This window comes from Klebsiella sp. C360 (genome assembly GCF_048822415.1).
In the GTDB taxonomy this organism is placed as follows: domain Bacteria; phylum Pseudomonadota; class Gammaproteobacteria; order Enterobacterales; family Enterobacteriaceae; genus Klebsiella; species Klebsiella quasipneumoniae.
The window spans coordinates 133,418-157,412 of record NZ_JBMEZZ010000010.1 but is presented as its reverse complement, the minus strand read 5'-3'; the positions used below and the strand labels follow the sequence as shown (position 1 = coordinate 157,412).

The window sequence follows — 23,995 nt, the reverse complement described above, 5'->3', positions numbered from 1 at the left end:
GCGGGGTTTTTTGCTGTGTGGGGTATATTTCCCCGCTGGCGCTGCGCTTACCGGGGCTACGGATCCTCGGCCACCTGCTGGCCGAGGGGACATCAATGCCGCAAAGTTACCGACGTCAATCGTAGTCTGCTTCAGCCTGCTGCTCATGTATCAAATTCAATAACGGATACGGTTGACCCAGATCGTCCGTTTCAGAGCGACCTGTCACTTTGAAACCCATTCTCTGATAAAACCCGACCGCTTGTTCATTCTGCTCATTTACGTTGGTCGTCAGTGTTGGCGTTAACGACAGCGCATGCGCGATCAGCAATCTCCCCACACCGCAGCCGCGGACATCAGGATCGACGAACAGCGCATCCATATGATCTCCGGTCAGCAGCATAAAGGCGATCGGCTGGTCCTCCGTGTTAACCGCCACCCACAGCGGAGCCTCCGGTATAAAGGCACGTACCAGCTCCTCCAGCTCTCTCCGATACGCTTTTGACAGAAAATCGTGCGTGGCGTCGACTGACCGACACCAGATCGCAATCAGTTTATCCCCTTCATCAGGCCGGGAACGGCGGATGCTAATAACCATATTTTCTCCTTTTCTTCATTCTTATATTCTAACTCAATGCGCGCCGTGAAATTTTCTCACCGTGAACATGCAGACTCGACATTCACCCGATTCCTGGTTATCTTCAGCTATCTGGATGTCTAAACGTTTATACGTATGCTATGAGGTAATAGAGTTATGCCAATTCGGGTGCAGGACGAGCTACCAGCCGTCAATTTCTTGCGCAATGAAAACGTCTTTGTGATGACGACAACGCGTGCAACAACTCAGGAAATCCGCCCCCTGAAGGTGTTAATCCTCAACCTAATGCCGAAGAAAATCGAGACGGAGAATCAGTTCCTGCGTCTGCTGTCGAACTCTCCGCTACAGGTGGACATCCAGCTATTACGTATCGATGCGCGTGAGTCACGTAATACGCCGGCGGAGCATCTGAATAACTTTTACTGCAATTTCGATGAGATCTGCGATCAGAACTTCGACGGCCTGATCGTCACCGGCGCTCCCTTAGGCCTGGTTGAATTTAATGATGTCGCTTACTGGCCGCAGATCAAACAGGTGCTGGAGTGGGCCAAGGATCACGTCACTTCGACGCTGTTCGTCTGTTGGGCGGTTCAGGCCGCGCTGAATATTCTGTACGGCATTCCCAAGCAGACCCGCGCCGAAAAGATTTCTGGCGTTTATGAACACCATATTCTTCATCCACACGCTTTACTGACCCGCGGTTTCGACGACTCTTTCCTGGCCCCACACTCACGCTATGCTGACTTTCCTGCAGGGCTTATCCGGGATTATACCGATCTCGAGATCCTCGCGGAGACGGAAGAGGGCGATGCGTATCTGTTCGCCAGTAAAGATAAGCGTATAGCCTTTGTCACCGGCCACCCCGAGTACGATGCCAATACCCTGGCAAGTGAATATTTCCGCGATGTGGAAGCCGGTTTGAACCCTGAGGTTCCCCACAACTATTTTCCGCAAAACGACCCGCAGAACAAACCGCGCGCCACCTGGCGGAGCCACGGTAATCTGCTGTTCGCTAACTGGCTGAACTATTACGTCTACCAGATTACACCATACGATCTGCGTCATATGAATCCAACGCTGGAGTAATACTCCGCACGAAACGATCCTAAAGCGTTTCAGCACTTTGCCTCTGGCACCTTCGGGTGCCTTTTTTATTTCCGAAATTCACCTCATGGCTGATGATAACTTTAATTTCATTGTTATCAATATGTTAATCTCATTTTAAAATTAAAATGGAAATTGTTTTTGATTTTGAAAATTAATTGAGTAGTCTTAATTGTGCTGAGCGAAAACTGCACAACGATCTTTCGCTCGCTTCCAGCGGATCAACCAAGAGGAGCAGCACAATGACGCAGCAGGCGACAATCACCGATGAACTGGCCTTTAGTCAGCACTATGGCGAGCAGGAGAAGCAGATCTTAACGCCTGAGGCGGTAGAATTCCTGACGGAACTGGTGAGCCGCTTTACGCCGGCGCGCAATAAACTGCTGGCCGCGCGTCTGCAGCAGCAGCAGGCCATTGACGATGGGCAGCTGCCGGATTTTATTTCGGAAACTGCTTCCATTAGAAATGGCGACTGGACCATTCGCGGTATCCCGGCGGATTTGCAGGATCGCCGCGTTGAAATTACCGGCCCCGTCGAGCGCAAGATGGTCATTAACGCGCTGAATGCTAACGTAAAAGTCTTTATGGCGGACTTTGAGGATTCGCTGGCGCCGGACTGGCGTAAAGTCATTGATGGCCAAATCAACCTACGCGATGCCGTGAACGGGACCATCAGCTACACCAATGAGGCTGGCAAAATCTACCAACTGCAGCCCAATCCCGCTGTGCTGGTATGCCGTGTGCGCGGCCTGCACCTGCCGGAAAAGCATGTGACCTGGCGTAATGAGGCCATTCCCGGCAGTCTTTTCGATTTTGCGCTCTATTTCTTTCATAACTACCAGGCGCTGCTGGCGAAAGGAAGTGGTCCCTACTTCTATCTGCCAAAAACCCAGGCCTGGCAGGAGGCGGCATGGTGGAACGATGTCTTCAGCTTTACTGAAGATCGCTTTGACCTGCCGCGCGGCACCATCAAGGCCACGCTGCTGATTGAAACACTGCCGGCGGTGTTCCAGATGGATGAGATCCTGCATGCGCTGCGCGATCATATTGTCGGCCTGAACTGCGGCCGCTGGGACTATATCTTTAGCTATATCAAGACGCTGAAAAACCATCCTGACCGCGTACTGCCGGACCGCCAGGTGGTGACGATGGATAAACCCTTCCTCAGCGCCTACTCACGGCTGTTGATTAAGACCTGCCACAAACGCGGGGCGTTTGCGATGGGTGGAATGGCGGCCTTTATCCCGAGTAAAGAGGCCGAGCGTAACCGTCAGGTGCTGAATAAAGTCACCGCCGACAAAGAGCTGGAGGCGAACAACGGTCACGATGGCACCTGGATCGCCCATCCTGGACTGGCGGATACCGCCATGGCGGTGTTTAACCGCGTGCTCGGCGACAAGCCGAATCAGCTCTCGGTGACCCGTAGCGAGGACGCGCCAATTACCGCCGAACAGCTGCTGGCCCCCTGCGAGGGCGAGCGCACGGAAGCCGGGATGCGCGCCAACATCCGCGTGGCGGTGCAGTACATCGAAGCCTGGATCTCCGGCAACGGCTGTGTACCGATTTATGGCCTGATGGAAGACGCCGCGACGGCCGAGATCTCGCGCACCTCTATCTGGCAGTGGATCCATCATCAGAAAACCCTGAACGACGGCACGCCGGTCACGAAAGCGCTGTTCCGCCAGTGGCTGGCGGAAGAGCTGATGGTGATTCAGGAGGAGCTGGGAGAGCACCGCTTCAGCCATGGCCGCTTTGACGATGCGGCGCGGCTGATGGAGCAGATCACCACCTCCGACGAACTGATTGATTTTCTGACATTACCGGGCTACCGCCTGCTGGCCTAATCGCCAGATGGTGTTGTTCGCCATTTAGTCCTTCACCAATGACGCCTGGGGAGCCAGGAAATAATATGGAGCATCTGCACATGAAAACCCGTACCCAACAAATCGAAGAATTAAACAAAGAGTGGACGAACCCGCGCTGGGAAGGGATTACCCGCCCGTACAGCGCGGAAGAGGTGGTGAAATTACGCGGCTCGGTGAACCCGGAATGCACGCTGGCGCAGCTTGGCGCAGCGAAAATGTGGCGTCTGCTGCACGGTGAGGCGAAGAAAGGGTACATCAACAGCCTTGGCGCGCTGACCGGCGGCCAGGCCTTGCAGCAGGCGAAGGCCGGCATCGAAGCCATTTATCTCTCCGGCTGGCAGGTGGCGGCGGATGCTAACCTGGCGTCCAGCATGTACCCGGATCAGTCGCTGTACCCGGCCAACTCGGTACCGGCGGTGGTGGATCGGATCAACAATACCTTCCGCCGCGCCGATCAGATCCAGTGGTCAGCCGGGATTGAGCCGAACGATCCGCGCTTTATCGACTACTTCCTGCCGATCGTGGCGGATGCGGAGGCCGGTTTCGGCGGCGTCCTGAACGCCTTTGAGCTGATGAAATCGATGATTGAAGCCGGTGCAGCGGCTGTTCACTTCGAAGATCAGCTGGCGTCGGTGAAGAAGTGCGGTCATATGGGCGGTAAAGTGCTGGTTCCAACCCAGGAGGCGATACAGAAACTGGTGGCGGCGCGTCTGGCTGCCGACGTGATGGGGGTCCCGACGCTGGTGATCGCCCGTACCGATGCTGACGCTGCCGATTTAATTACCTCTGACTGCGATCCGTACGATCGTGAGTTTATTACCGGAGATCGCACCAGCGAAGGGTTCTTCCGCACCCATGCCGGGATCGAGCAGGCGATCAGCCGCGGGCTGGCTTACGCGCCGTATGCGGACCTGGTGTGGTGTGAAACGTCGAAACCGGATCTCGAGCAGGCGCGTCGCTTTGCCGAAGCCATTCATGCGCGTTTCCCGGGCAAACTGCTGGCCTATAACTGCTCGCCGTCGTTTAACTGGAAGAAAAATCTCGATGATAAAACCATCGCCAGCTTCCAGCAGCAGCTGTCGGACATGGGGTACAAATACCAGTTTATTACCCTCGCCGGGATCCACAGCATGTGGTTCAACATGTTCGACCTCGCCCATGCCTACGCTCAGGGTGAGGGGATGCGCCACTATGTTGAAAAAGTGCAGCAGCCGGAATTCGCCGCCGGGCCGGAAGGCTATACCTTCGTCTCGCATCAGCAGGAGGTGGGCACCGGCTACTTCGACAAGGTCACTACCATTATCCAGGGCGGCGCCTCGTCGGTGACGGCGCTGACCGGCTCGACCGAAGAAGATCAGTTTTGAGCCATGCCCGGTGGCACGACGCTCACCGGGCCTGTGAAGGGATCCAGACCGGATAAGCGAGCGCGCCATCCGGCCTGACGTGGTACCGGATGGGGGAGTTCGATGACGCGTGGTCTGGAATTACTGATTGCCCAAACGATATTGCAGGGATTTGACGCTCAGTATGGGCGTTTTCTCGAAGTGACTTCCGGCGCGCAGCAGCGCTTTGAACAGGCCGACTGGCATGCGGTGCAGCAGGCGATGAAACAGCGGATCCATCTCTATGACCACCATGTGGGTCTGGTGGTGGAGCAGCTGCGCTGCATCACGGAGGGAAAAAGCACGGATGCCGACTTTTTGCTGCGGGTGAAAGCCCACTACACCCGTTTGCTGCCGGATTACCCTCGTTTTGAAATTGCCGAGAGCTTTTTCAATTCGGTCTACTGCCGCCTGTTTGACCACCGCTCGCTGACCCCCGAGCGGCTCTTTATTTTCAGCTCGCAGCCCGAGCGTCCTTTTCGCACCCTTCCGCGCCCGCTGGCGAAAGATTTCTATCCAGAGCGCGGCTGGTCGCACCTGCTGGGTAAAGTGCTGTCCGATCTGCCGCTGCGGCTGCCGTGGCAAAATAAAGCGCGGGATATCGGCTATATCATTGCCAGTCTGCAGGAGGCGCTGGGGGAGGAACCGCTCGCCACCTGTCATCTACAGGTCGCCAATGAGCTGTTCTATCGCAACAAAGCCGCCTGGCTGGTGGGCAAACTGGTGATGCCGATGACCACGCTGCCCTTCTTGCTGCCGATCCATCGCAGCGACGAGGGCGAGCTGTTTGTCGATACCTGCCTGACCACCCATGCCGAAGCGAGTATCGTTTTTGGCTTCGCGCGTTCCTATTTTATGGTTTATGCGCCCCTGCCCGGCGCTCTGGTGGAATGGCTGCGCGAGATCCTGCCGGGTAAAACCACGGCCGAGCTGTATATGGCGATTGGCTGCCAGAAGCACGCCAAAACCGAAAGCTATCGCGAATATCTGCACTACATCGCTCGCTGCGATGAGCAGTTTATCGAGGCGCCGGGCATTCGCGGGATGGTGATGCTGGTGTTTACCCTGCCGGGGTTTGACCGGGTGTTCAAGGTGATCAAAGACCGCTTCGCGCCGCAGAAGGAGATGACCGCCGCCCACGTGCGCGCCTGCTATCAGCTGGTAAAGGAGCATGACCGCGTCGGGCGGATGGCGGACACGCAAGAGTTTGAAAATTTCGTGCTGGAGAAACGACAAATCGCGCCAGCGCTGCTGGCGCTGCTGCAGGCGGAAGCGGGGAACAAACTGACCGACCTCGGCGACCGGATTGTCATCAGTCATCTGTATATTGAACGGCGAATGGTGCCGCTCAACCTGTGGCTGGAGCAGGTTAACGGCCAGGCGCTGCGCGATGCGGTAGAAGAGTATGGGAATGCTATCCGCCAGCTGGCCGCCGCCAACATCTTTCCCGGCGATATGCTGTTTAAAAACTTCGGCGTCACCCGCCACGGCCGGGTGGTGTTCTACGACTATGATGAAATCTGCTATATGACGGAGGTGAATTTCCGCCAGATCCCGCCGCCGCGCTATCCCGAGGATGAGCTGGCCAGCGAGCCGTGGTACAGCGTCTCGCCGGGGGATGTGTTCCCGGAGGAGTTCCGCCACTGGCTGTGCGCCGACCCGCGCATTGGGCCGCTGTTTGAGGAGATGCATGCCGACCTGCTGCGTGCCGACTACTGGCGCGAACTGCAGACGCGGATTAAAAACGGTCATGTGGAAGATGTCTATGCTTACCGGCGTAAGCAGCGTTTTAGCGTGCGCTATGGCGCCGACAGTAGGCCGGATAAGGCGTTTACGCCGCCATCCGGCAAGGTGCGCCGATCTGCCTGATGGCGCTACGCTTATCAGGCCTACTTAAAATGCCCCTGCGGGGCATTTTTTTATTTAACCCCGCCGTATGCCAGCGTGACCTCTTTCGCGGCCTTAATGACCAGCGCGCCCAGCTCGGTCACCCGATCATCGGTCATGCGTGAGATGGGACCGGAGATGGAGATTGCCGCGAACGGTTCGCGGTGTTCATCATAAATGCAGGCGGCGACGCAGCGCAGGCCGAGCGCGTGCTCCTCGTCATCGAACGAGTAGCCCCGCTTGCGGGTCTGCGCTAAATCTTCCTTCAGATGCAGCGGCGAGACCAGCGTGGCATGCGTATAGGCATGCAGCCCTTTACGGTGCAGCAGGCTGGTCACCTGCTCTTCGCTCAGCTGCGAGAGGAACGCCTTCCCGGCGCCGGAGGCGTGCATCGGCAGTTTTCCGCCGATTGGCGCCGACATACGCATCAGCTGGGTGCACTGCACCTGGTCGATAATGATCGCCTGGTGGTCGCTCTGGTCAAGCACCGCCAGATTCACCGTTTCACCGGAATCCTCCATCAGCTGGCGCAGGATCGGGTGGACAATCGCCAGCAGATTGCGGCTTTGCAGAAAGCTGCTGCCGACCACGAAGGCATGCGCGCCGACGGCCCAGTGGCCCAGCTCGCCGACCTGGCGAACGAAACCCAGCTGCTGCATGGTGGTCAGCAGACGGTGAGTGGTTGAGTTGGGCAGACCCGCCTGCTGCGCCAGCTCGGTCAGCGCGACGCTGCTGTGGGACTCGGCAATCCATTCGAGCAATTTCAGGCCGCGGGTCAGCGACTGAACCTGACCGCCAGCCTGCTGGGCGGTGGCAGCCGCGGGTTTTCTGCCGCGTTTCGCGGGAACGGGGGTAGTGGCCATCGCGGACTCCTTTTTCTGTATCGTGGAAATGATTTTCGTTTTATTTGGCGATAATGCAATCACAACCGGACTCATCGGAGGAGTGAAGCTGAACATGTCTCATATTGCCCGTTGTTGTCTTTTCCGCTCCGGTGGTTTATGCCAGTATGGTTTGTTGGCTATTTGGCCTGTGTTGAGCGTTGTCGGGAGCAAGTGTGAGCAGCAAAGTTGAGCAACTGCATCAGCAGTTAAAAGAACGTATTCTGGTTCTGGATGGGGGCATGGGCACCATAATCCAGGGCTACCGTCTGAGTGAGCAGGACTTTCGCGGTGAGCGCTTTGCTGACTGGCCGTGCGACCTGAAAGGCAACAACGACCTGCTGGTGCTCAGCAAGCCCGAGGTGATCCGCGAGATCCACGACGCCTACTTCGAGGCCGGCGCGGATATCATTGAGACCAACACCTTTAACTCGACGACCATTGCGATGGCGGATTACCAGATGGAATCCCTGTCGGCAGAGATCAACTTTGCGGCGGCGAAGCTGGCCCGCGCCAGCGCCGACGCCTGGACGGCCCGCACGCCGGAAAAACCGCGCTACGTCGCGGGCGTGCTTGGCCCAACCAACCGCACCGCCTCTATTTCGCCTGATGTGAACGATCCGGCGTTCCGCAATATTACCTTTGACCAGCTGGTGGCTGCGTATCGCGAATCCACCCGAGCGCTGGTGGAAGGCGGCGTGGATCTGATCCTGATTGAAACGGTATTTGACACCCTGAACGCCAAAGCGGCCATCTATGCGGTGAAAGAGGAGCTGGAGGCGCTGGGCGTTGACCTGCCGCTGATGATCTCCGGGACCATTACCGATGCCTCCGGCCGCACGCTTTCCGGGCAGACCACCGAAGCTTTCTATAACTCGCTGCGTCACGCCGAAGCCTTATCGTTTGGTCTGAACTGCGCCCTCGGGCCGGACGAACTGCGCCAGTACGTCCAGGAGCTGTCGCGTATCGCTGAGTGCTACGTTACCGCCCACCCGAACGCTGGCCTGCCCAATGCCTTCGGCGAATACGATCTGGATGCCGATACCATGGCGGCGCAGATCCGCGAATGGGCGGAAGCCGGTTTCCTCAATATCGTCGGCGGCTGCTGCGGCACCACGCCGGAACATATCGCCGCCATGAGCCGCGCGGTGGCCGGCCTGCCGCCGCGCCAGCTGCCGGAGATCCCCGTCGCCTGCCGTCTTTCCGGCCTGGAGCCGCTGAATATCGGCGATGACAGCCTGTTCGTTAACGTCGGCGAACGTACCAACGTTACCGGCTCGGCGAAATTTAAACGCTTAATCAAAGAAGAGAAGTACAGCGAAGCGCTGGACGTCGCGCGTCAGCAGGTGGAAAGCGGCGCGCAGATCATCGATATCAACATGGACGAGGGGATGCTCGACGCCGAAGCGGCGATGGTGCGCTTCCTCAACCTGATTGCCGGCGAGCCGGACATTGCCCGCGTGCCGATCATGATCGACTCCTCCAAATGGGAGGTCATCGAAAAGGGCCTGAAATGCATTCAGGGCAAAGGCATCGTTAACTCGATTTCGATGAAAGAGGGCGTCGAACCCTTTATCCACCATGCGAAACTGGTTCGCCGCTACGGCGCCGCGGTGGTGGTGATGGCCTTTGACGAAGTGGGCCAGGCTGATACCCGCGAACGTAAAATTGAGATTTGCCGTCGCGCCTACAAAATCCTCACCGAAGAGGTCGGCTTCCCGCCAGAAGATATTATCTTTGACCCGAATATCTTCGCGGTGGCGACCGGTATCGAAGAACACAATAACTATGCCCAGGACTTTATCGGCGCCTGCGAAGACATCAAACGCGAGCTGCCGCACGCGCTGATCTCCGGCGGCGTCTCCAACGTCTCCTTCTCTTTCCGCGGCAATGACCCGGTACGTGAGGCGATCCACGCGGTATTCCTCTACTACGCGATCCGTAACGGCATGGATATGGGCATCGTCAACGCCGGCCAGCTGGCGATTTACGACGACCTTCCCGCCGAGTTGCGTGACGCGGTTGAAGATGTGATCCTCAACCGCCGCGATGACAGCACCGAAAGATTGCTCGAGCTGGCGGAAAAATATCGCGGCAGTAAAGTTGACGACGGCGCCAATGCCCAGCAGGCGGAATGGCGCAGCTGGGAGGTGAAAAAACGCCTCGAATATTCGCTGGTGAAGGGCATTACCGAATTTATTGAACAGGACACCGAAGAAGCGCGTCAGCAGGCCGCTCGCCCGATTGAGGTGATCGAAGGGCCGCTGATGGACGGCATGAACGTGGTCGGCGATCTGTTCGGCGAAGGCAAAATGTTCCTGCCGCAGGTGGTGAAATCCGCCCGCGTCATGAAACAGGCGGTGGCCTACCTGGAGCCGTTTATTGAAGCCAGTAAAGAGCAGGGCTCCAGTAACGGCAAAATGGTGATTGCCACGGTAAAAGGCGACGTTCATGACATCGGCAAAAACATCGTCGGCGTGGTGCTGCAGTGCAATAACTACGAAATAATCGATCTTGGCGTGATGGTCCCGGCGGATAAAATTCTCAAAACCGCCAAAGAGGTGAACGCGGATCTCATCGGCCTTTCCGGGTTGATTACCCCGTCGCTCGACGAAATGGTTAACGTGGCGAAAGAGATGGAGCGCCAGGGCTTTACCATCCCGCTGCTGATCGGCGGCGCGACCACCTCTAAAGCGCATACGGCGGTGAAAATCGAGCAGAACTACAGCGGCCCGACCGTTTACGTACAGAACGCTTCGCGCACCGTCGGGGTGGTGGCTGCGCTGCTCTCGGACACGCAGCGCGATGAGTTTGTCGCCCGTACGCGCAAAGAGTATGAAACCGTGCGTATCCAGCATGGGCGTAAAAAACCGCGCACCCCGCCGGTGACCCTGGCCGCCGCACGGGAAAACGATCTGGCCTTTGACTGGGAGAGCTACACTCCGCCGGTGGCCCATCGCCTGGGGATTCAGGAGGTGGAAGCCAGTATCGAGACGCTACGCAACTACATCGACTGGACGCCGTTCTTTATGACCTGGTCGCTGGCGGGCAAATATCCGCGCATTCTGGAAGATGACGTGGTTGGGGAAGAGGCGCAGCGCCTGTTCAAAGACGCTAACGAGCTGCTGGATAAGCTGAGCGCAGAGAAAACCCTCAACCCGCGCGGCGTGGTGGGCCTGTTCCCGGCCAACCGCGTGGGCGACGATATTGAAATCTATCGCGATGAAACCCGCACCCACGTGCTGACGGTGAGCCATCACCTGCGCCAGCAGACGGAGAAGGTCGGCTTCGCCAACTACTGCCTCGCCGACTTTGTGGCGCCGAAGCTGAGCGGCAAAGCGGACTACATCGGCGCTTTCGCCGTCACCGGCGGCCTGGAAGAGGACGCGCTGGCGGAAGCCTATGAAGCGCAGCATGATGACTATAACAAGATCATGATCAAGGCCATCGCCGATCGTCTGGCGGAAGCCTTCGCCGAGTATCTGCACGAGAAAGTGCGCAAGGTCTACTGGGGGTATGCGGCCAATGAGAACCTCAGCAATGAGGAGCTTATTCGCGAGAATTACCAGGGGATCCGTCCGGCGCCGGGGTATCCGGCCTGTCCGGAGCACACCGAAAAAGGCACCATCTGGCAGCTGCTGGACGTCGAAGCCCATACCGGCATGAAGCTCACCGAATCGTTCGCCATGTGGCCGGGGGCATCGGTTTCCGGCTGGTACTTCAGCCATCCGGACAGCAAATACTTCGCCGTGGCGCAGATCCAGCGCGACCAGGTCGAAGACTACGCGCTGCGTAAAGGGATGACCCCGGCGGAAGTCGAGCGCTGGTTAGCCCCTAATCTGGGATATGATGCGGACTAGTCGTCATCTTTCCTTACAACAAACAAGGCGCTCTGTGAGCGCCTTGTCTCTTTATTGAGGTTAACCCCTTATACTGAGATAGGTTCCAGAACGTCGGAACACCTATAACGATAAGGAGAAGCTGATTCCGTGTTAACTCTGCTACACCTGTTGTCCGCGGTCGCTCTGCTGGTGTGGGGCACGCATATCGTGCGTACCGGGGTGATGCGCGTCTATGGCGCTCGCCTGCGTACCGTTCTCAGTAGCAGCGTAGAGAAAAAGCCGCTCGCCTTCTGTGCGGGTCTTGGCGTGACTGCGCTGGTGCAAAGCAGCAATGCCACCACCATGCTGGTGACCTCGTTTGTCGCCCAGGATTTAGTGGGCCTCACGCCGGCGCTGGTGATGGTGCTAGGGGCCGACGTCGGTACGGCGCTGATGGCGAGGGTGCTGACCTTCGACCTGTCGTGGCTGTCGCCGTTGTTGATATTTATCGGGGTGATTTTCTTCCTCGGCCGCAAGCAGACCCGCGCCGGGCAGCTGGGGCGAGTGGGGATTGGCCTTGGGCTGATCCTGTTGGCCCTGGAGCTGATTGTGCAGGCCGTCCACCCCATTACCCAGGCCAACGGCGTGCAGGTGATTTTTGCCTCGCTGACCGGGGATATTATGCTGGATGCCTTGATTGGCGCCGTATTCGCGATCATCAGCTACTCCAGCCTGGCGGCGGTGCTGCTGACGGCGACGCTGACCGCGGCAGGAGCGATCTCTTTCCCGGTGGCGCTGTGCCTGGTGATTGGCGCCAACCTGGGATCGGGGCTGTTGGCGATGCTCAACAACAGCGCGGCGAACGCGGCGGCGCGCCGGGTGGCGCTGGGCAGCCTGTTGTTTAAGCTGGTGGGGAGCCTGATCATTCTGCCGTTCGTCCATCCGCTGGCCGCGGCGATGCATAAGCTACCGTTGGCCGAGTCCGAGCTGGTTATCTACTTCCACGTTTTTTACAACCTGCTGCGCTGCATCGCGATGGTGCCTTTTGCCGGACCGATGGCGAAGCTGTGCCAGCGCATGATCCGCGATGAACCCGAGCTGGATAACCATCTCAAACCCAAGCATCTCGACCCGTCGGCGCTGGACACCCCGGCGCTGGCGCTGGCCAATGCCGCGCGCGAGACGCTGCGCATTGGTGACGCGATGGAGCAAATGCTGGAGAGCCTGCATAAGGTGATGCATGGCGAACCGCGTCAGGAGAAAGAGCTACGCCGCATGGCGGACGATATCAACGTGCTCTACACCGCCATTAAGCTCTATCTGGCGCGAATGCCAAAGGATGAGCTGGCGGAAGAGGAGTCCCGGCGCTGGGCGGAAATTATTGAGATGTCGTTAAACCTCGAGCAGGCCTCCGATATCGTCGAGCGGATGGGCAGCGAGATCGCTGATAAATCGCTGGCGGCGCGGCGCGCCTTCTCGGTGGAAGGGTTAAAGGAGCTGGACGCCCTGTACGATCTGTTGCTCAGCAACCTGCAGCTGGCGATGTCGGTCTTCTTCTCCAGCGATGTGCCCAGCGCCCGTCGCCTGCGGCGCAGTAAACACCGGTTCCGCATTCTTAACCGCCGCTACTCGCATGCGCACGTTGACCGTCTGCATCAGCAGAACGTGCAGAGTATCGAAACCAGTACGTTGCACCTGGCGCTGCTGGGGGATATGAAGCGTCTGAACAGCCTGTTCTGCTCGGTGGCTTACAGCGTGATGGAGCAGCCGGATGAAGACGACGAAAGGGATGACTACTGAGACGGATTATTTTTCCGTCTATGTCGCTTCTTTTCTGGCGAGGTAGCCCTCCCGGGACGTGGCTGACGCCTTCCCGGGAGGGACATCCTAGCTTCTGGCAAACGCCGAGGCCTCTGCCACCAGCACGTTATCCGGTCGTACGCCGGTATAAAGGGCGAACTGCTCAACGGCTTGCAGGGCAATGACTTCCGCACCGCTGATGGTTTGCTTACCCCGTTGTTGCGCCAGGCGTATCAGCGGGGTTTCCGCCGGCAACGCGACCACGTCAAACACGACGCTGGCCTGGGCCACCATGGCCTCGCTGAACGCCAGCGTGTTGCTTTCCGCTCCCCCCGCCATGCCCAGCGGTGTGACATTGACCAGAATCTCGGCTGCGATCCCTTCCGGCAGGGGCTGCCACTGAAAGCCATACTGTTTTGCCAGCGCCAGGCCGCGCTGGCGATTGCGGGCCGCAATGATCACGTCACGGAAACCGGCATCACGGAAGGCGGCAATGACGGCTTTCCCCATGCCGCCGCTACCCTGAATCATCACTCTGGCGTTGGTATCGAGCCGATGGCTGGCGATCAGGCTTTTGACCGCGATGTAATCGGTGTTCAGCCCGGTTAACTTCCCGTCGTCATTGACGATGGTGTTGACGGAGTCGATGACTTTTGCCGACGGATCGATAGCGTCAAGAAACGGTATGCAGCTCTCTTTAAACGGCATGGAGACCGCACAGCCGCGGATGCCCAATGCGCGAACCCCTTTTACCGCCGCCTCAATATCCTTAGTCGTAAAGGCTTTGTAGAGGTAGTTCAACCCCAGCTTGTCATACAGATAGTTATGAAAGCGGGTGCCGAAGTTGCCGGGGCGACCCGCCAGGGAGATGCACAACAGCGTATCGCGGTTAATCATGCATAATATCCTCCGCGTGGGCCAGCAGATACGCTTCAGCCTCCTGGGACCAGATCCCATGGTGACGCGCCACAATCGCTGCCAGTTCGGGATCGGCGATCTCGCCCAGCGGCGTGAGCGGGAAGGCTTTTCCGGTATACACCAGCTTTTTTCCCCCGCCGATGGCAGGCAGATCGAGGGTGGTTTCGCCCGCAGCGTTCAGGCCGAGAATATGGGTGACCACTTTCGCCGTCTGGACCTTTTTCGCCTGCATCAGCGCCACCGCGGCGCGCATATCGTCAGTATTACCGCCGGAGGTGCCGACGTAGTGGGTAAAGGCGTAGTGCACGTCGTAGAAGTTGATCGGGGCGCTGAATTGCTTATCCTGGGGGCCAGCAAAGAAATTCAGGCAGCCGTCCGGGGCCAGCAACGAGGAGGCCAGGGTGATCAGCTGTTCGTTTGGCACAAACACGAAGATATCGTCGAAGCCATGGCCGCCGCTGAGCGCCAGCAGCGTATCGCGACTGGCCTCATGGCCGTCGAGGTAGTGGATCAGCGTCTGCGGCTCAGAGGGGTAATGACGGCGGGCGTAGCTGAGCTTCGGCTTATTGGTATCGGTCACTACCAGTAGTGAAGGATTGATGGGGCCGTGCAGCGCATAGTCGATGGCCAGCAGCCCCATCGGCCCCGTCCCGCCCAGGATCAGGGTGCGTCCCTGAGGACGGATCCCCATCACGTGGTTGTAACTCCCCTCCTGCAGATGATAGTTGGCGTTGAAGGCGCCAATGACGCAGGAGAGCGGCTCCACCAGCGATCCTTCAAACCAGGTATCCCCCTCCCAGGTGAGCAGGCAATCCTGCGCCATCACCTCATTGGGGATCACCACATGCGTGGCTTCGCCACCGATCCATGGGAATGAGTAGCCGGGGCAGTCGGGTCGGTCGGGCAACTGCAGGTTGGCCTGGATCACGTAGCGCTGCCCCGGCTGAAACTTATGCTGCCACTTTTTACCGACGGCAAGGATTTCGCCGCAGAATTCATGGCCGATAATAATAGGCCTGGTGGCCACATCATCAGGCACCTTTTTATGATCGGCACCCTGATTGGCCTCTTTCCATGAAGAAAGGCACAGGCTGTCAGTGACCACCCGGGCGAGGATCTCATCGTCCTGCATCGCCGGGAGGGTAAAGGTTTCCAGGCGCAGGTCACGTTTGCCATACAGGCGCAGAGCCGTTGTTGTTTGCATAAACCACCTCATCCCCTTCATCTTTCGGGGCTATGTTGTTGACGTCACCCCGGCATCGCCGGGGCGGAATAATCAGGACAGAAAGCCGAGGGCGTTGCCGATAATGCCTAAGCCGAAAAGGGCGAAAATCAGCCAGACCGGATTCACTTTCTTGTTCAGCAGACGCACCATCAGTAGCGTCAGGCCCAGCGCCAGCAGGCCGGGGCAGAGCTGATCGAGGATGTTCTGGACGGTCATCGTGACGGTGGCGCCGTCTGCACCGGGCGTTTGGGACACCACCAGCGGCACATTGATGGTGGTCCATTTGGTCACCAGCACCCCCATGACAAACAGGCCGAGAATGGAGGCGCCTTCGGTCAGCTTCTGCAGCAGGTTACCGCCCATATCGCTGACGATATTGACCCCTTTACGGAAGCCCAGTTGCAGGCCGTACCACTTCATTGCCAGCCGCACTGCATTGAAAATAAAGAAAAATAACAAAGGTCCCAGAATATTGCCGGAGAGGGCCAGCGAGGCGCCAAGGGCCGCGGTAATCGGCCGCAGCGTGCCCCAGACCAGCGGGTCGCCGACGCCGGCCAGCGGGCCCATCAGACCCACTTTGATGCCGTTGATAGCGCCATCGTCAATGGCCGCGCCGTTAGCCCGGGCCTCCTCCATGGCGGCGGTGACGCCGATCACCGGGCCACACACCGCCGGCGTGGTATTAAAGAACACCAGATGACGCTTCAGCGCCGCGACCTGATCGGCTTTGAGCGGATACAGGCGTTTGATCGCCGGGATCATGTCGTAGCAAAATCCCAGGCCATGAATACGTTCGAAGTTAAAGGAGGCCTGCTGGAGGTTGGAGCGGAGAAACATGCTCACCAGGTCGCCTTGCGTGATTTTTTTCTGTTCCATTTTCGGCTCCATTAGTCGTCAAGCTGGTCAAGGGCGGGGGCAGAGGGGGCAGTGGAGGCGGCGGGTTCAGCCTTACGCCACTGTGGATTGAGCTGGATGTAGATCAGCGCGATGATGACGCCCACGCCGCCGAAGGCCAGCAGACTGAAGTCGAGATAACCCCCGGCGAGAAAACCGAGGAAAAAGAAGGGCATCAGGTACTTCACACCCATCATTCGCAGCACCATCGCGTAGCCCACGACGACAATGAAACCACCGGCAATCTGCAGGCCGCGGGTGACGAATTCCGGGATCGCGCTGAGCATACTGCTGACCATATCCGCGCTAACGAACAGCGAGACCACCAGCGCCGGGATTGCCACGCGCAGTGCCTGCACCCCCAGTGCGGAGACATGCAGCAGGTCGATTGTGCGAAAGCGCGCCTCCTCGGCCGCTTTGTCCGCGGCGTGCTGGAACACCACGGTAATGGTACGGGCGAAAACGGTCAGCACCTGCCCGGCGGCGGCCACCGGCAGAGCAATGGCGATACCGGTGGCAATGCTCTGGTGGCCCACAATCACCAGAATGGCGGAGATAATGCTGGCCAGCGCCGAATCTGGCGACTGCGCTGCCCCCACGTTCATCCAGCCGAGGGCGATCAGCTCCAGCGTACCGCCGAGCATAACCCCGGTTTTTAAATCACCCAGGATGAGGCCAATCACGGTACAGGCGATAAGGGGCCGATGGGTCTGAAATTCATCCAGCACGCTGCCCATTCCGGCAATACAGGAAAAAATAAATATGGCTATTATCTGTAGGGTACTAATTTCCATAATTTATGACCTTTAAGGTGTGAGTCATCCTGCCTGCTACGGCATATCACAACAGGCGCTATTTTTTATTCGCAGAAAGCTGTTTCGTTAATTTTGTCGAGAATATTGACTGACGGATCTGATGCGACCACGCGTAAATCGAGTTTTACGCCCAGTTTATCGAGTTCACGGAATGCCTGAATATCCTGCTGATCCAAAGAAACGGCTTTGGTTAGCTGTTTTTTCCCGGGTCGCCAGGCCATGCCACCAATATTTAACGTGGCGATCTGCACGCCCTGGCGCACCATCATTAAAACATCGTGTGGATTGGTAAATAAATAAAAGACGGTCTCGTCCTGATATTGCGGGTTATGATAGACCGCAACCGCTTTTTCCAGACTGACAACGTTTACCTTCATGCCTGGCGGAGCCGCCTGGCGCAACAGGGTCCGGCGAACCTCATCGTTAAATACATCGTCATTGCAGATAATTATCCGCTGGGCGTTGGCGACTTTTGACCACACGGTGGTAACCTGGCCATGAATCAGTCGGTCATCAATACGGGCGAGGGTAATTTGCATCAGAACTCCTCCTCAACGGTTTCTGGCTGCTGCCAGACCACACAGCACTGACTGGCGATGGCCTGCAGATGCTGGCATAAGTCATCGGCGCTCAGGGTATGCTGGTTATCCACCAGCTCGAGCGCCAGCGGTAGCGACAGGCCGCTAATCACCCGGATCTGCGGGTGACGCATTGCCAGCCCGGCTGCGGCATTCCATGGGCTTCCGCACTGCAAATCTACCGCGATTACCCACTCCCCATCGGTGTGGGCGCTTACTAACTTTTCCAGGTTAATGGCGATATCCGCCGCGTTTTCGCCGGGGACAAACGCGACGGCGCTGACGTTAACCTCGCCGTACACCATGCGTACCGAATCAAGCATGGCCCCGGCCAGCTGGCCGTGGGCGCAGAAGATAGCGTGAACCATACTGCCTCCTTAACCGCGCGTTTTTCCGCCGGCAATGTTAGTGGTGACTCCGGTGATGTAGCTGGCGCGCGCTGACAAGAGATAGCAAACAAAATCAGCCACTTCCGAGAGCTTTCCTGCCCGCCCGATGGGAATGGCGTTTTTGGTATATCCCTCGCGAAGTTGCTCGACGGTGATATTGCGCGTCCAGGCCAGCGCCTCTTCATATTCCGGTGTCCGCAGGCCGGTTTTTTCGAGGATCCCCGGCGCAACGCCGACCACGCGGATCCCATATTTACCCAATTCTTTGGACCAGGAGCGGGTAAAGCTGTTGAGCGCGGCCTTGGTCGCGGCGTAGCAGCTTTGACCTTCAGAGCCTTCCAGGCCGCTCTCCGAAGAGACATTGACAATCACACCGGCGCGCTGTTTGATCATTTGACGCGCCACCGCCTGCGACATGAAAAACACCCCTTTCTGGTTGATATTGACCATTTTTTCAAAAGCGGCTTCGTTTAATTCATAGCGGCCGGCCGGTGCTTTTTCGTCGACTAATAAACGCGGGAAATTCACGCCGGCGTTATTGACCAAACCATCAATACGCGACCATCGCTGAATAATGGCATCGATAGTCTGTTGCACCTCTGTCGCGCTGGAAATATCCGTCGGCCAGAAGTGATAATTATCGCCGTTGTGATGACGATCGCCGCCATGAATATCAATCATCTGTACGTGAGCACCTTGTGATAATAATTCATCGACAATGGCCAGCCCAATTCCCGAGGCGCCGCCGGTCACGATAATGACGTTATCTTTTAAATTTAACCATGTATTCATTATTTACTCCCATTTCTTTAGATAAAGGGATCCCCCGCAGCGGGTGCTGCGTGAAATCATATCCTGTGTGTTATTTCAGTAATAACTCAGCCGTTTCTCTGTTTGTCACCAGACAATTAATATAGCGTCCGTGCAATGCGCCAAGAATGCCAGAGTATTTCTCTTCACCCATGGCGATGCCGATGGAATAGCGAGCCTGGCGCAGCTTCGCCATTTCGATCGACAGGGTTTTTTCGCTCATATTGGTATCGACTAACCCGCCGTTAATATCGTAGAAACGCGAGCAGATATCCCCGGCGACGTGGCGGGCGTTGAGATCGTCGCTCTCTTCGCTGCCGTAGAAGGCATGCCAGTTTGCGCCGTCGCGAATGGCCGGTGAACCAATACCCACCAGCGCCACATCCAGGCTGTCCCAGTAGGATGAGATGGTTTTAAAATGCTGGGACTGCATGATGCCGTTGCGGATCAGCGGGTTATCCAGCAGGGCTGGAAAATCGGCAAGGTGGGATTCCGCTTTCAGCCTGGCTGCCGCGCCGTAGGTTAAAGTGTTCACATGGTAGCGGCTCTCCAGTTTACCGGAAGGACCACCGATGATGGGGACACAGATCACCTGGCGTGACTGGCTGGCCTGCGGCAGGTTCTCCACCAGCGAACGCACGGCGCGGCCCCATGAAAAACCGATGATATCGCCTGGCTCCAGCAATCGGTCGACAAGCAGGGCGCCATGCTGGCCCATCGCACTCAGCTGTTCTTCTTCCAGCAGCCCATCGCTACTGGCAACCACCGCCTCTTTCAGGCCAAATTTTTGCTTGAGCTGTTGCTCGAGCCACAGGTTTTCATTGTAGTCATAGTTGATGGCGATGGTAACAATGCCCTGCTCGCGGCCGCGCTTCAGCAGGCGACTGATGGTGGTGCGATAGATCCCCAGCTCGCGAGCAATTTGCGCCTGAGTCATATCCTGCTCGTAATAGAGCTGGGCGATTTTGACAATCAACCGGATATCATCGCTGTTTTCCATGGTCATCTGCAGGCTCCTGCACATTTGTGCAAATCGCGGGTTTGTGCTGTTGATCTGATATAACCCTATTAGAGCCACCGTTTAAAGCGATTTTCTTTTATTTCATCACCCTAATCTGGCGAATAATCTTGCACATTTGCGTTATCAATAGCTGGTTGTTGGCACCTTTGTGCATTGCACGCTAAATCGCTGATTCTGTGATATTTCAGCGTGCAAAGTTGCCAGGCGTTGAGCGAGACACTTTTGTGAAAAAAGGCGTAGTCGATCACACCTTGCGCCGGAGGGCGCAAAGGCACATCTTTTTTCTCGCCCGCAAGGTAGGGTATATTTCGCTTTTACAGGAGAATCTATGCTGCCCGACTCATCAACCCGATTAAACAAATACATCAGTGAAAGCGGCATCTGCTCGCGTCGCGAAGCGGACCGCTTTATTGAACAAGGCAACGTCTTTATCAATGGCAAGCGCGCCACGATTGGCGATCAGGTGAAGCCTGGCGACCTGGTCAAAGTTAATGGACGGTTGATTGAGCCGCGCGAAGCGGATGATCTGGTGCTGATTGCGCTGAATAAGCCGGTCGGCATTGTGAGCACCACGGAAGACGGCGAGCGCGACAACATTGTCGATTTCGTCAACCACAGCAAGCGTATCTTCCCTATCGGCCGTCTGGATAAAGACTCCCAGGGGCTGATCTTCCTCACCAATCACGGCGACCTGGTGAATAAGATCCTGCGCGCCGGCAACGACCATGAAAAAGAGTATCTGGTTACGGTCGATAAGCCGGTGACCGATGAGTTCATTCGCGGCATGGGCGCGGGGGTACCGATTCTCGGGACCGTGACCAAAAAATGTAAGGTAAAGAAAGAAGCGCCGTTCGTTTTCCGCATCACTCTGGTGCAGGGGCTGAATCGCCAGATCCGTCGCATGTGCGAGCACTTTGGCTATGAAGTGACGAAGCTTGAGCGTACGCGGATTATGAACGTCAGCCTGACGGGGATCCCGCTGGGTGAGTGGCGCGATCTGACCGATGACGAGCTGATCGATCTGTTCAAGCTGATTGAAAACTCTTCTTCCGAAGCGAAGCCGAAAGCTAAGCCGAAGGCCAAAGCGGCGACCCCCGGCATCAAGCGCCCGGTGGTGAAGATGGAAAATAGCAACGATAAGGGCCGCCCGACTGGCAACGGCAAACGTTTCACCCAGCCGGGACGTAAAAAGAAAGGGCGTTAACGCCTGCCTCGGGTCGGCGTATTCGCCGACCAGGAAAAGGTCGCTTCCTTATCCGTCTTATAAGCCTGCTGTTTTTTCACCTGGCGGGCTTTCTTCGCTTCCGCTTCACGCTGGGCCATCAGCTTATCGATATATTCCTTTTTTACGCTGTTCGTTTCCGCATTGCTCAGCGGGCGGCCGTGCGCAATGCGCGCGCGGTCAAGCAGCGTTTTCAATTCGCGCTGTTCGCGCTCGGTCATCTCTTTTTGTGTAATACGGGGGAGTGCCATGGTGGTGCCCTCAGTCAGACCAGAGCACCCAGTGTACGGCAATGAATATTTTACTGATAGCCTGTATGGCAACTAAAGCAGGCACACGTCCGGGCCGGCGCCCGGACGTGTCACGCTCAGCGCTTGCTGGTTTTTTTGGCGATGGGCTTCCCTGACCAGTATCCGGCCAGCAGCGAACCGGACAGGTTATGCCAGACGGAGAACAGGGCTCCCGGCAGCGCCGCCAGCGGGCCGAAGTAAATTTTACCCAGCGCGGCCGCCAGGCCGGAGTTCTGCATCCCCACCTCGATCGCCAGCGTACGGCAGGTGGATTCATCAAAACCAAACAGACGTCCGCCCCAGTAGCCGCCGAGCAGGCCAATGGTGTTATGCAGGATCACTGCGATAATCACCACCAGGCCGACGGACGCGATATGGGCCGCGGAACCCGCCACCACCGCGCTGATGATCGCCAAAATGCACACCATCGAGAAAGCGGGCAGGAACGGCTCCACCGCTTTCACCACCTTCGGCAGCAGATGATGGACAATCAGCCCCAGGGCGATGGGAATGACCACAATCTGCAGAATGCTCAGCAACATCCCCATGACGTCGACCTGAATGTGCGCGTCGACGTACAGACGGGTCAGCAGCGGCGTCGCGATGACGCCGACCAGGGTGGAGACCGAGGAGATGGTCACCGACAGGGCCACATCCCCTTTGGCCAGAAAGATCATCACGTTGGAGGCCGTCCCGCTGGCGACGCTGCCCACCAGCACCATCCCGGCGGAGAGCTCCGGCGGCATATGAAACAGCAGCGCCAGCAGCCAGGCGGCGAGCGGCATCACCAGATAGTGCAGAAATATCCCTGCGGCGACCGGCGCCGGACGCGACAGGACGCGTTTGAAATCCGCCAGCTTCAGATGTACCCCCATACCGAACATAATCAGCATCAGCAGGGTGGTAACCCACGGGCCGATCGGGGTGAAGGTGGTGGGGGTGTAATAGGCCAGAACGGAGAGCAGCAGTGCCCATAACGGGAACAGCCGCGTCAGAGTTGCGAGCATGTTGTGTTCCTTGCGATACGCAAACCGGCCGCGCCGTCCCGGTAGGGCGGCGAGCAGGTCAGCTGGTTGTGTTGATGTTGTTATAAAAAAGCCGGGTTCGAGCCCGGCTATAGGTATTGTTTATCGTGCTAAGGAATTTTATTCAAACAAATTATGATGCAACGTCTGCACCACCTTCTCCGCATCGGCGCCAGGCACCAGGAAGCAGAGGTTGTGGCTGGACGCGCCATAGCAGATCATGCGGATGTTAAACGGATCAAGGACGCCAAACACCTCTTTGCCGACGCCGCAGGCTTTCGACAGTTCGTTGCCGATCAGGGCAACCAGCGCCAGGTCTTCTTCCACTTCCACGCGGCACAGCGAGGAGAGCTCGGTCAGCAGCGCCTGGGTCAGCAGGGTATCGCCCGCAGAGGTTGAGCCAGTGGTGTCCATGGTCAGGGCCACGCTCACTTCGGAGGTGGTGATCAAATCGACGGAGATGTTATGGCGCGCCAGAATACCGAACACTTCGGCGAGGAAGCCGCGGGAGTGCAGCATATTCAGGCTGTGCAGCGTCAGCAGCGTCTGGCGGCGACGCAGCGCCAGCGCGCGGAACAGCGGCGGGTTCTCGGTGGTTTTACACACCAGCGTACCGCCCGCTTTAGGTTCTTTACTGGAGCCGACAAATACCGGGATATCGCTGCGCACGGCAGGCAGCAGGGTCGCCGGGTGCAGCACTTTGGCGCCAAAGGTGGCCATTTCCGCCGCCTCTTCAAAGGCGATGACGTCGATGCGTTTCGCCGCAGGCGCGACGCGTGGGTCGGTCGTATAGATCCCGGGCACATCGGTCCAGATATCGACGCGGGTGGCATTCAGCGCTTCGCCGAGCAGAGCGGCGGTATAGTCGCTGCCGCCGCGGCCGAGGGTGGTGGTGCGGCCTTTCGCTTCGCTGCCGATAAAGCCCTGCGTCACCACCAGGCCTTCCGCCAGACGCGGCGTCAGCTGCTGCTGAGTCAGTTCGGCGACGGCGGCGATATCCGGTTCGGCGCGACCAAAGCGATCGTTAGTGCGCAGCACTTTACGGGCGTCAAACCACTGCGCCTGAATTCCGCGCTCACGCAGAATCTCCACAAACAGCAAGGTGGACATCAGTTCGCCATGGCTGACCAGTTCGTCAGTCAGCGCGCTAGAGGAGGCGAGCGCGGCGGCTTCCGCCAGCGTGGTGATATTTTCCAGCAGGCGCTCAATCTCTTCGCGGATCACGTTGGGATAGCGCAAACGCTCCAGAATATTGAACTGGATCTGGCGCAGAGCGTCCAGCTGGGAAAAACGTTCGGTGGGTTCCAGCCCTTCCGCTAAGGCCACCAGAATGTTGGTCACGCCGGCAGAGGCGGAGAGCACAACAATACGGGTATTGGCATCGAGCAGCGCCACATCAATGCTGCGGTTCATCGCGTCAAAATCAGCAACGCTGGTGCCGCCAAATTTGGCGACGACTAAATCTGTCATAACAACCTCGTGTCAGGGGGC

Annotated in this window: 20 protein-coding genes; 7 read left to right on the top strand and 13 right to left on the bottom strand. The window is 57.7% G+C overall.

Features of this window, described 5'->3' with window-relative positions; translation table 11 throughout:
* Positions 1-115: 115 nt before the first annotated feature.
* The gene (locus ACOI7D_RS22065; protein ID WP_060591288.1) at positions 116-577 is read right to left on the bottom strand and encodes an acetyltransferase; all 462 of its coding nucleotides are present in this window, start codon (positions 575-577) and stop codon (positions 116-118) included.
* A gap of 156 nt (positions 578-733) precedes the next feature.
* On the opposite strand from ACOI7D_RS22065, the gene metA reads away from it, so the two are divergent.
* The 4 genes from metA to aceK all read left to right on the top strand — a co-directional run bounded on the left by metA (position 734) and on the right by aceK (position 6,797).
* Entirely contained in the window at positions 734-1,663 is a 930-nt protein-coding gene (metA, locus tag ACOI7D_RS22060) for a homoserine O-acetyltransferase MetA (protein ID WP_004206830.1), read from the top strand.
* Positions 1,664-1,923: 260 nt separating this feature from the next.
* A complete protein-coding gene (aceB, locus tag ACOI7D_RS22055) occupies positions 1,924-3,525 on the top strand; it encodes a malate synthase A (protein WP_048296420.1) in 1,602 nt (533 codons plus the stop codon).
* Positions 3,526-3,605: 80 nt separating this feature from the next.
* The gene (gene aceA, locus ACOI7D_RS22050) at positions 3,606-4,910 is read left to right on the top strand and encodes an isocitrate lyase (protein WP_004206828.1); all 1,305 of its coding nucleotides are present in this window, start codon (positions 3,606-3,608) and stop codon (positions 4,908-4,910) included.
* A gap of 102 nt (positions 4,911-5,012) precedes the next feature.
* Entirely contained in the window at positions 5,013-6,797 is a 1,785-nt protein-coding gene (gene aceK, locus ACOI7D_RS22045; protein ID WP_023291610.1) for a bifunctional isocitrate dehydrogenase kinase/phosphatase, read from the top strand.
* Positions 6,798-6,847: 50 nt separating this feature from the next.
* Here aceK and iclR read toward each other — a convergent pair whose 3' ends face one another.
* Entirely contained in the window at positions 6,848-7,678 is an 831-nt protein-coding gene (gene iclR / locus ACOI7D_RS22040) for a glyoxylate bypass operon transcriptional repressor IclR (protein WP_004206826.1), read from the bottom strand.
* A gap of 194 nt (positions 7,679-7,872) precedes the next feature.
* Here iclR and metH point away from each other — a divergent pair, with 194 nt between their 5' ends.
* Together metH and ACOI7D_RS22030 are read left to right on the top strand one after the other, a co-directional pair.
* A complete protein-coding gene (metH, locus tag ACOI7D_RS22035; RefSeq protein WP_109546754.1) occupies positions 7,873-11,556 on the top strand; it encodes a methionine synthase in 3,684 nt (1,227 codons plus the stop codon).
* Positions 11,557-11,685: 129 nt separating this feature from the next.
* Positions 11,686-13,317, top strand: coding sequence for a Na/Pi cotransporter family protein (locus tag ACOI7D_RS22030; RefSeq protein ID WP_004206824.1), 1,632 nt, complete (start codon positions 11,686-11,688; stop codon positions 13,315-13,317).
* Between the two features lie 87 nt (positions 13,318-13,404).
* Here the strand turns inward: ACOI7D_RS22030 and ACOI7D_RS22025 are convergent, their stop codons facing one another.
* From ACOI7D_RS22025 to ACOI7D_RS21990, 8 genes are all read right to left on the bottom strand, one after another.
* Complete coding sequence (locus ACOI7D_RS22025) at positions 13,405-14,214, bottom strand: shikimate 5-dehydrogenase (RefSeq protein WP_044525118.1); 810 nt, start codon at positions 14,212-14,214, stop codon at positions 13,405-13,407.
* The gene (gene sorE, locus ACOI7D_RS22020; protein WP_048296423.1) at positions 14,207-15,439 is read right to left on the bottom strand and encodes an L-sorbose 1-phosphate reductase; all 1,233 of its coding nucleotides are present in this window, start codon (positions 15,437-15,439) and stop codon (positions 14,207-14,209) included. Before sorE ends, ACOI7D_RS22025 begins: the two co-directional genes overlap by 8 nt.
* A 72-nt stretch (positions 15,440-15,511) precedes the next feature.
* Entirely contained in the window at positions 15,512-16,336 is an 825-nt protein-coding gene (locus tag ACOI7D_RS22015) for a PTS system mannose/fructose/sorbose family transporter subunit IID (RefSeq protein ID WP_002884590.1), read from the bottom strand.
* 11 nt (positions 16,337-16,347) lie between these two features.
* Entirely contained in the window at positions 16,348-17,148 is an 801-nt protein-coding gene (locus ACOI7D_RS22010) for a PTS mannose/fructose/sorbose transporter subunit IIC (protein ID WP_002884608.1), read from the bottom strand.
* 65 nt (positions 17,149-17,213) lie between these two features.
* Positions 17,214-17,708: a mannose/fructose/sorbose PTS transporter subunit IIB gene (locus ACOI7D_RS22005; protein WP_109546753.1), complete on the bottom strand. Its 495-nt coding sequence runs from the start codon at positions 17,706-17,708 to the stop codon at positions 17,214-17,216.
* A complete protein-coding gene (locus tag ACOI7D_RS22000; protein ID WP_072413974.1) occupies positions 17,708-18,115 on the bottom strand; it encodes a mannose/fructose/sorbose PTS transporter subunit IIA in 408 nt (135 codons plus the stop codon). The genes ACOI7D_RS22005 and ACOI7D_RS22000 overlap by 1 nt, the downstream gene beginning before the upstream one ends.
* A gap of 9 nt (positions 18,116-18,124) precedes the next feature.
* Complete coding sequence (locus ACOI7D_RS21995; protein WP_044525122.1) at positions 18,125-18,928, bottom strand: SDR family oxidoreductase; 804 nt, start codon at positions 18,926-18,928, stop codon at positions 18,125-18,127.
* A gap of 70 nt (positions 18,929-18,998) precedes the next feature.
* Positions 18,999-19,946 (bottom strand): sugar-binding transcriptional regulator, encoded by a 948-nt coding sequence (locus tag ACOI7D_RS21990; RefSeq protein ID WP_002884616.1) that lies wholly within the window; start codon positions 19,944-19,946, stop codon positions 18,999-19,001.
* A gap of 349 nt (positions 19,947-20,295) precedes the next feature.
* Between ACOI7D_RS21990 and rluF the strand changes: the two genes are divergently transcribed.
* A complete protein-coding gene (rluF, locus tag ACOI7D_RS21985; RefSeq protein ID WP_044525123.1) occupies positions 20,296-21,171 on the top strand; it encodes a 23S rRNA pseudouridine(2604) synthase RluF in 876 nt (291 codons plus the stop codon).
* On the opposite strand, the gene ACOI7D_RS21980 is transcribed toward rluF, so the two are convergent.
* The 3 genes from ACOI7D_RS21980 to lysC form a co-directional block, all read right to left on the bottom strand.
* Positions 21,168-21,440, bottom strand: a complete 273-nt coding sequence (locus tag ACOI7D_RS21980; RefSeq protein ID WP_004177859.1) for a DUF3811 domain-containing protein — start codon at positions 21,438-21,440, stop codon at positions 21,168-21,170. The genes rluF and ACOI7D_RS21980 overlap by 4 nt on opposite strands.
* Before the next feature lie 116 nt (positions 21,441-21,556).
* The gene (panS, locus tag ACOI7D_RS21975; protein ID WP_023291615.1) at positions 21,557-22,486 is read right to left on the bottom strand and encodes a ketopantoate/pantoate/pantothenate transporter PanS; all 930 of its coding nucleotides are present in this window, start codon (positions 22,484-22,486) and stop codon (positions 21,557-21,559) included.
* A gap of 138 nt (positions 22,487-22,624) precedes the next feature.
* Positions 22,625-23,974, bottom strand: coding sequence for a lysine-sensitive aspartokinase 3 (gene lysC, locus ACOI7D_RS21970; protein WP_017900129.1), 1,350 nt, complete (start codon positions 23,972-23,974; stop codon positions 22,625-22,627).
* Positions 23,975-23,995: the final 21 nt, after the last annotated feature.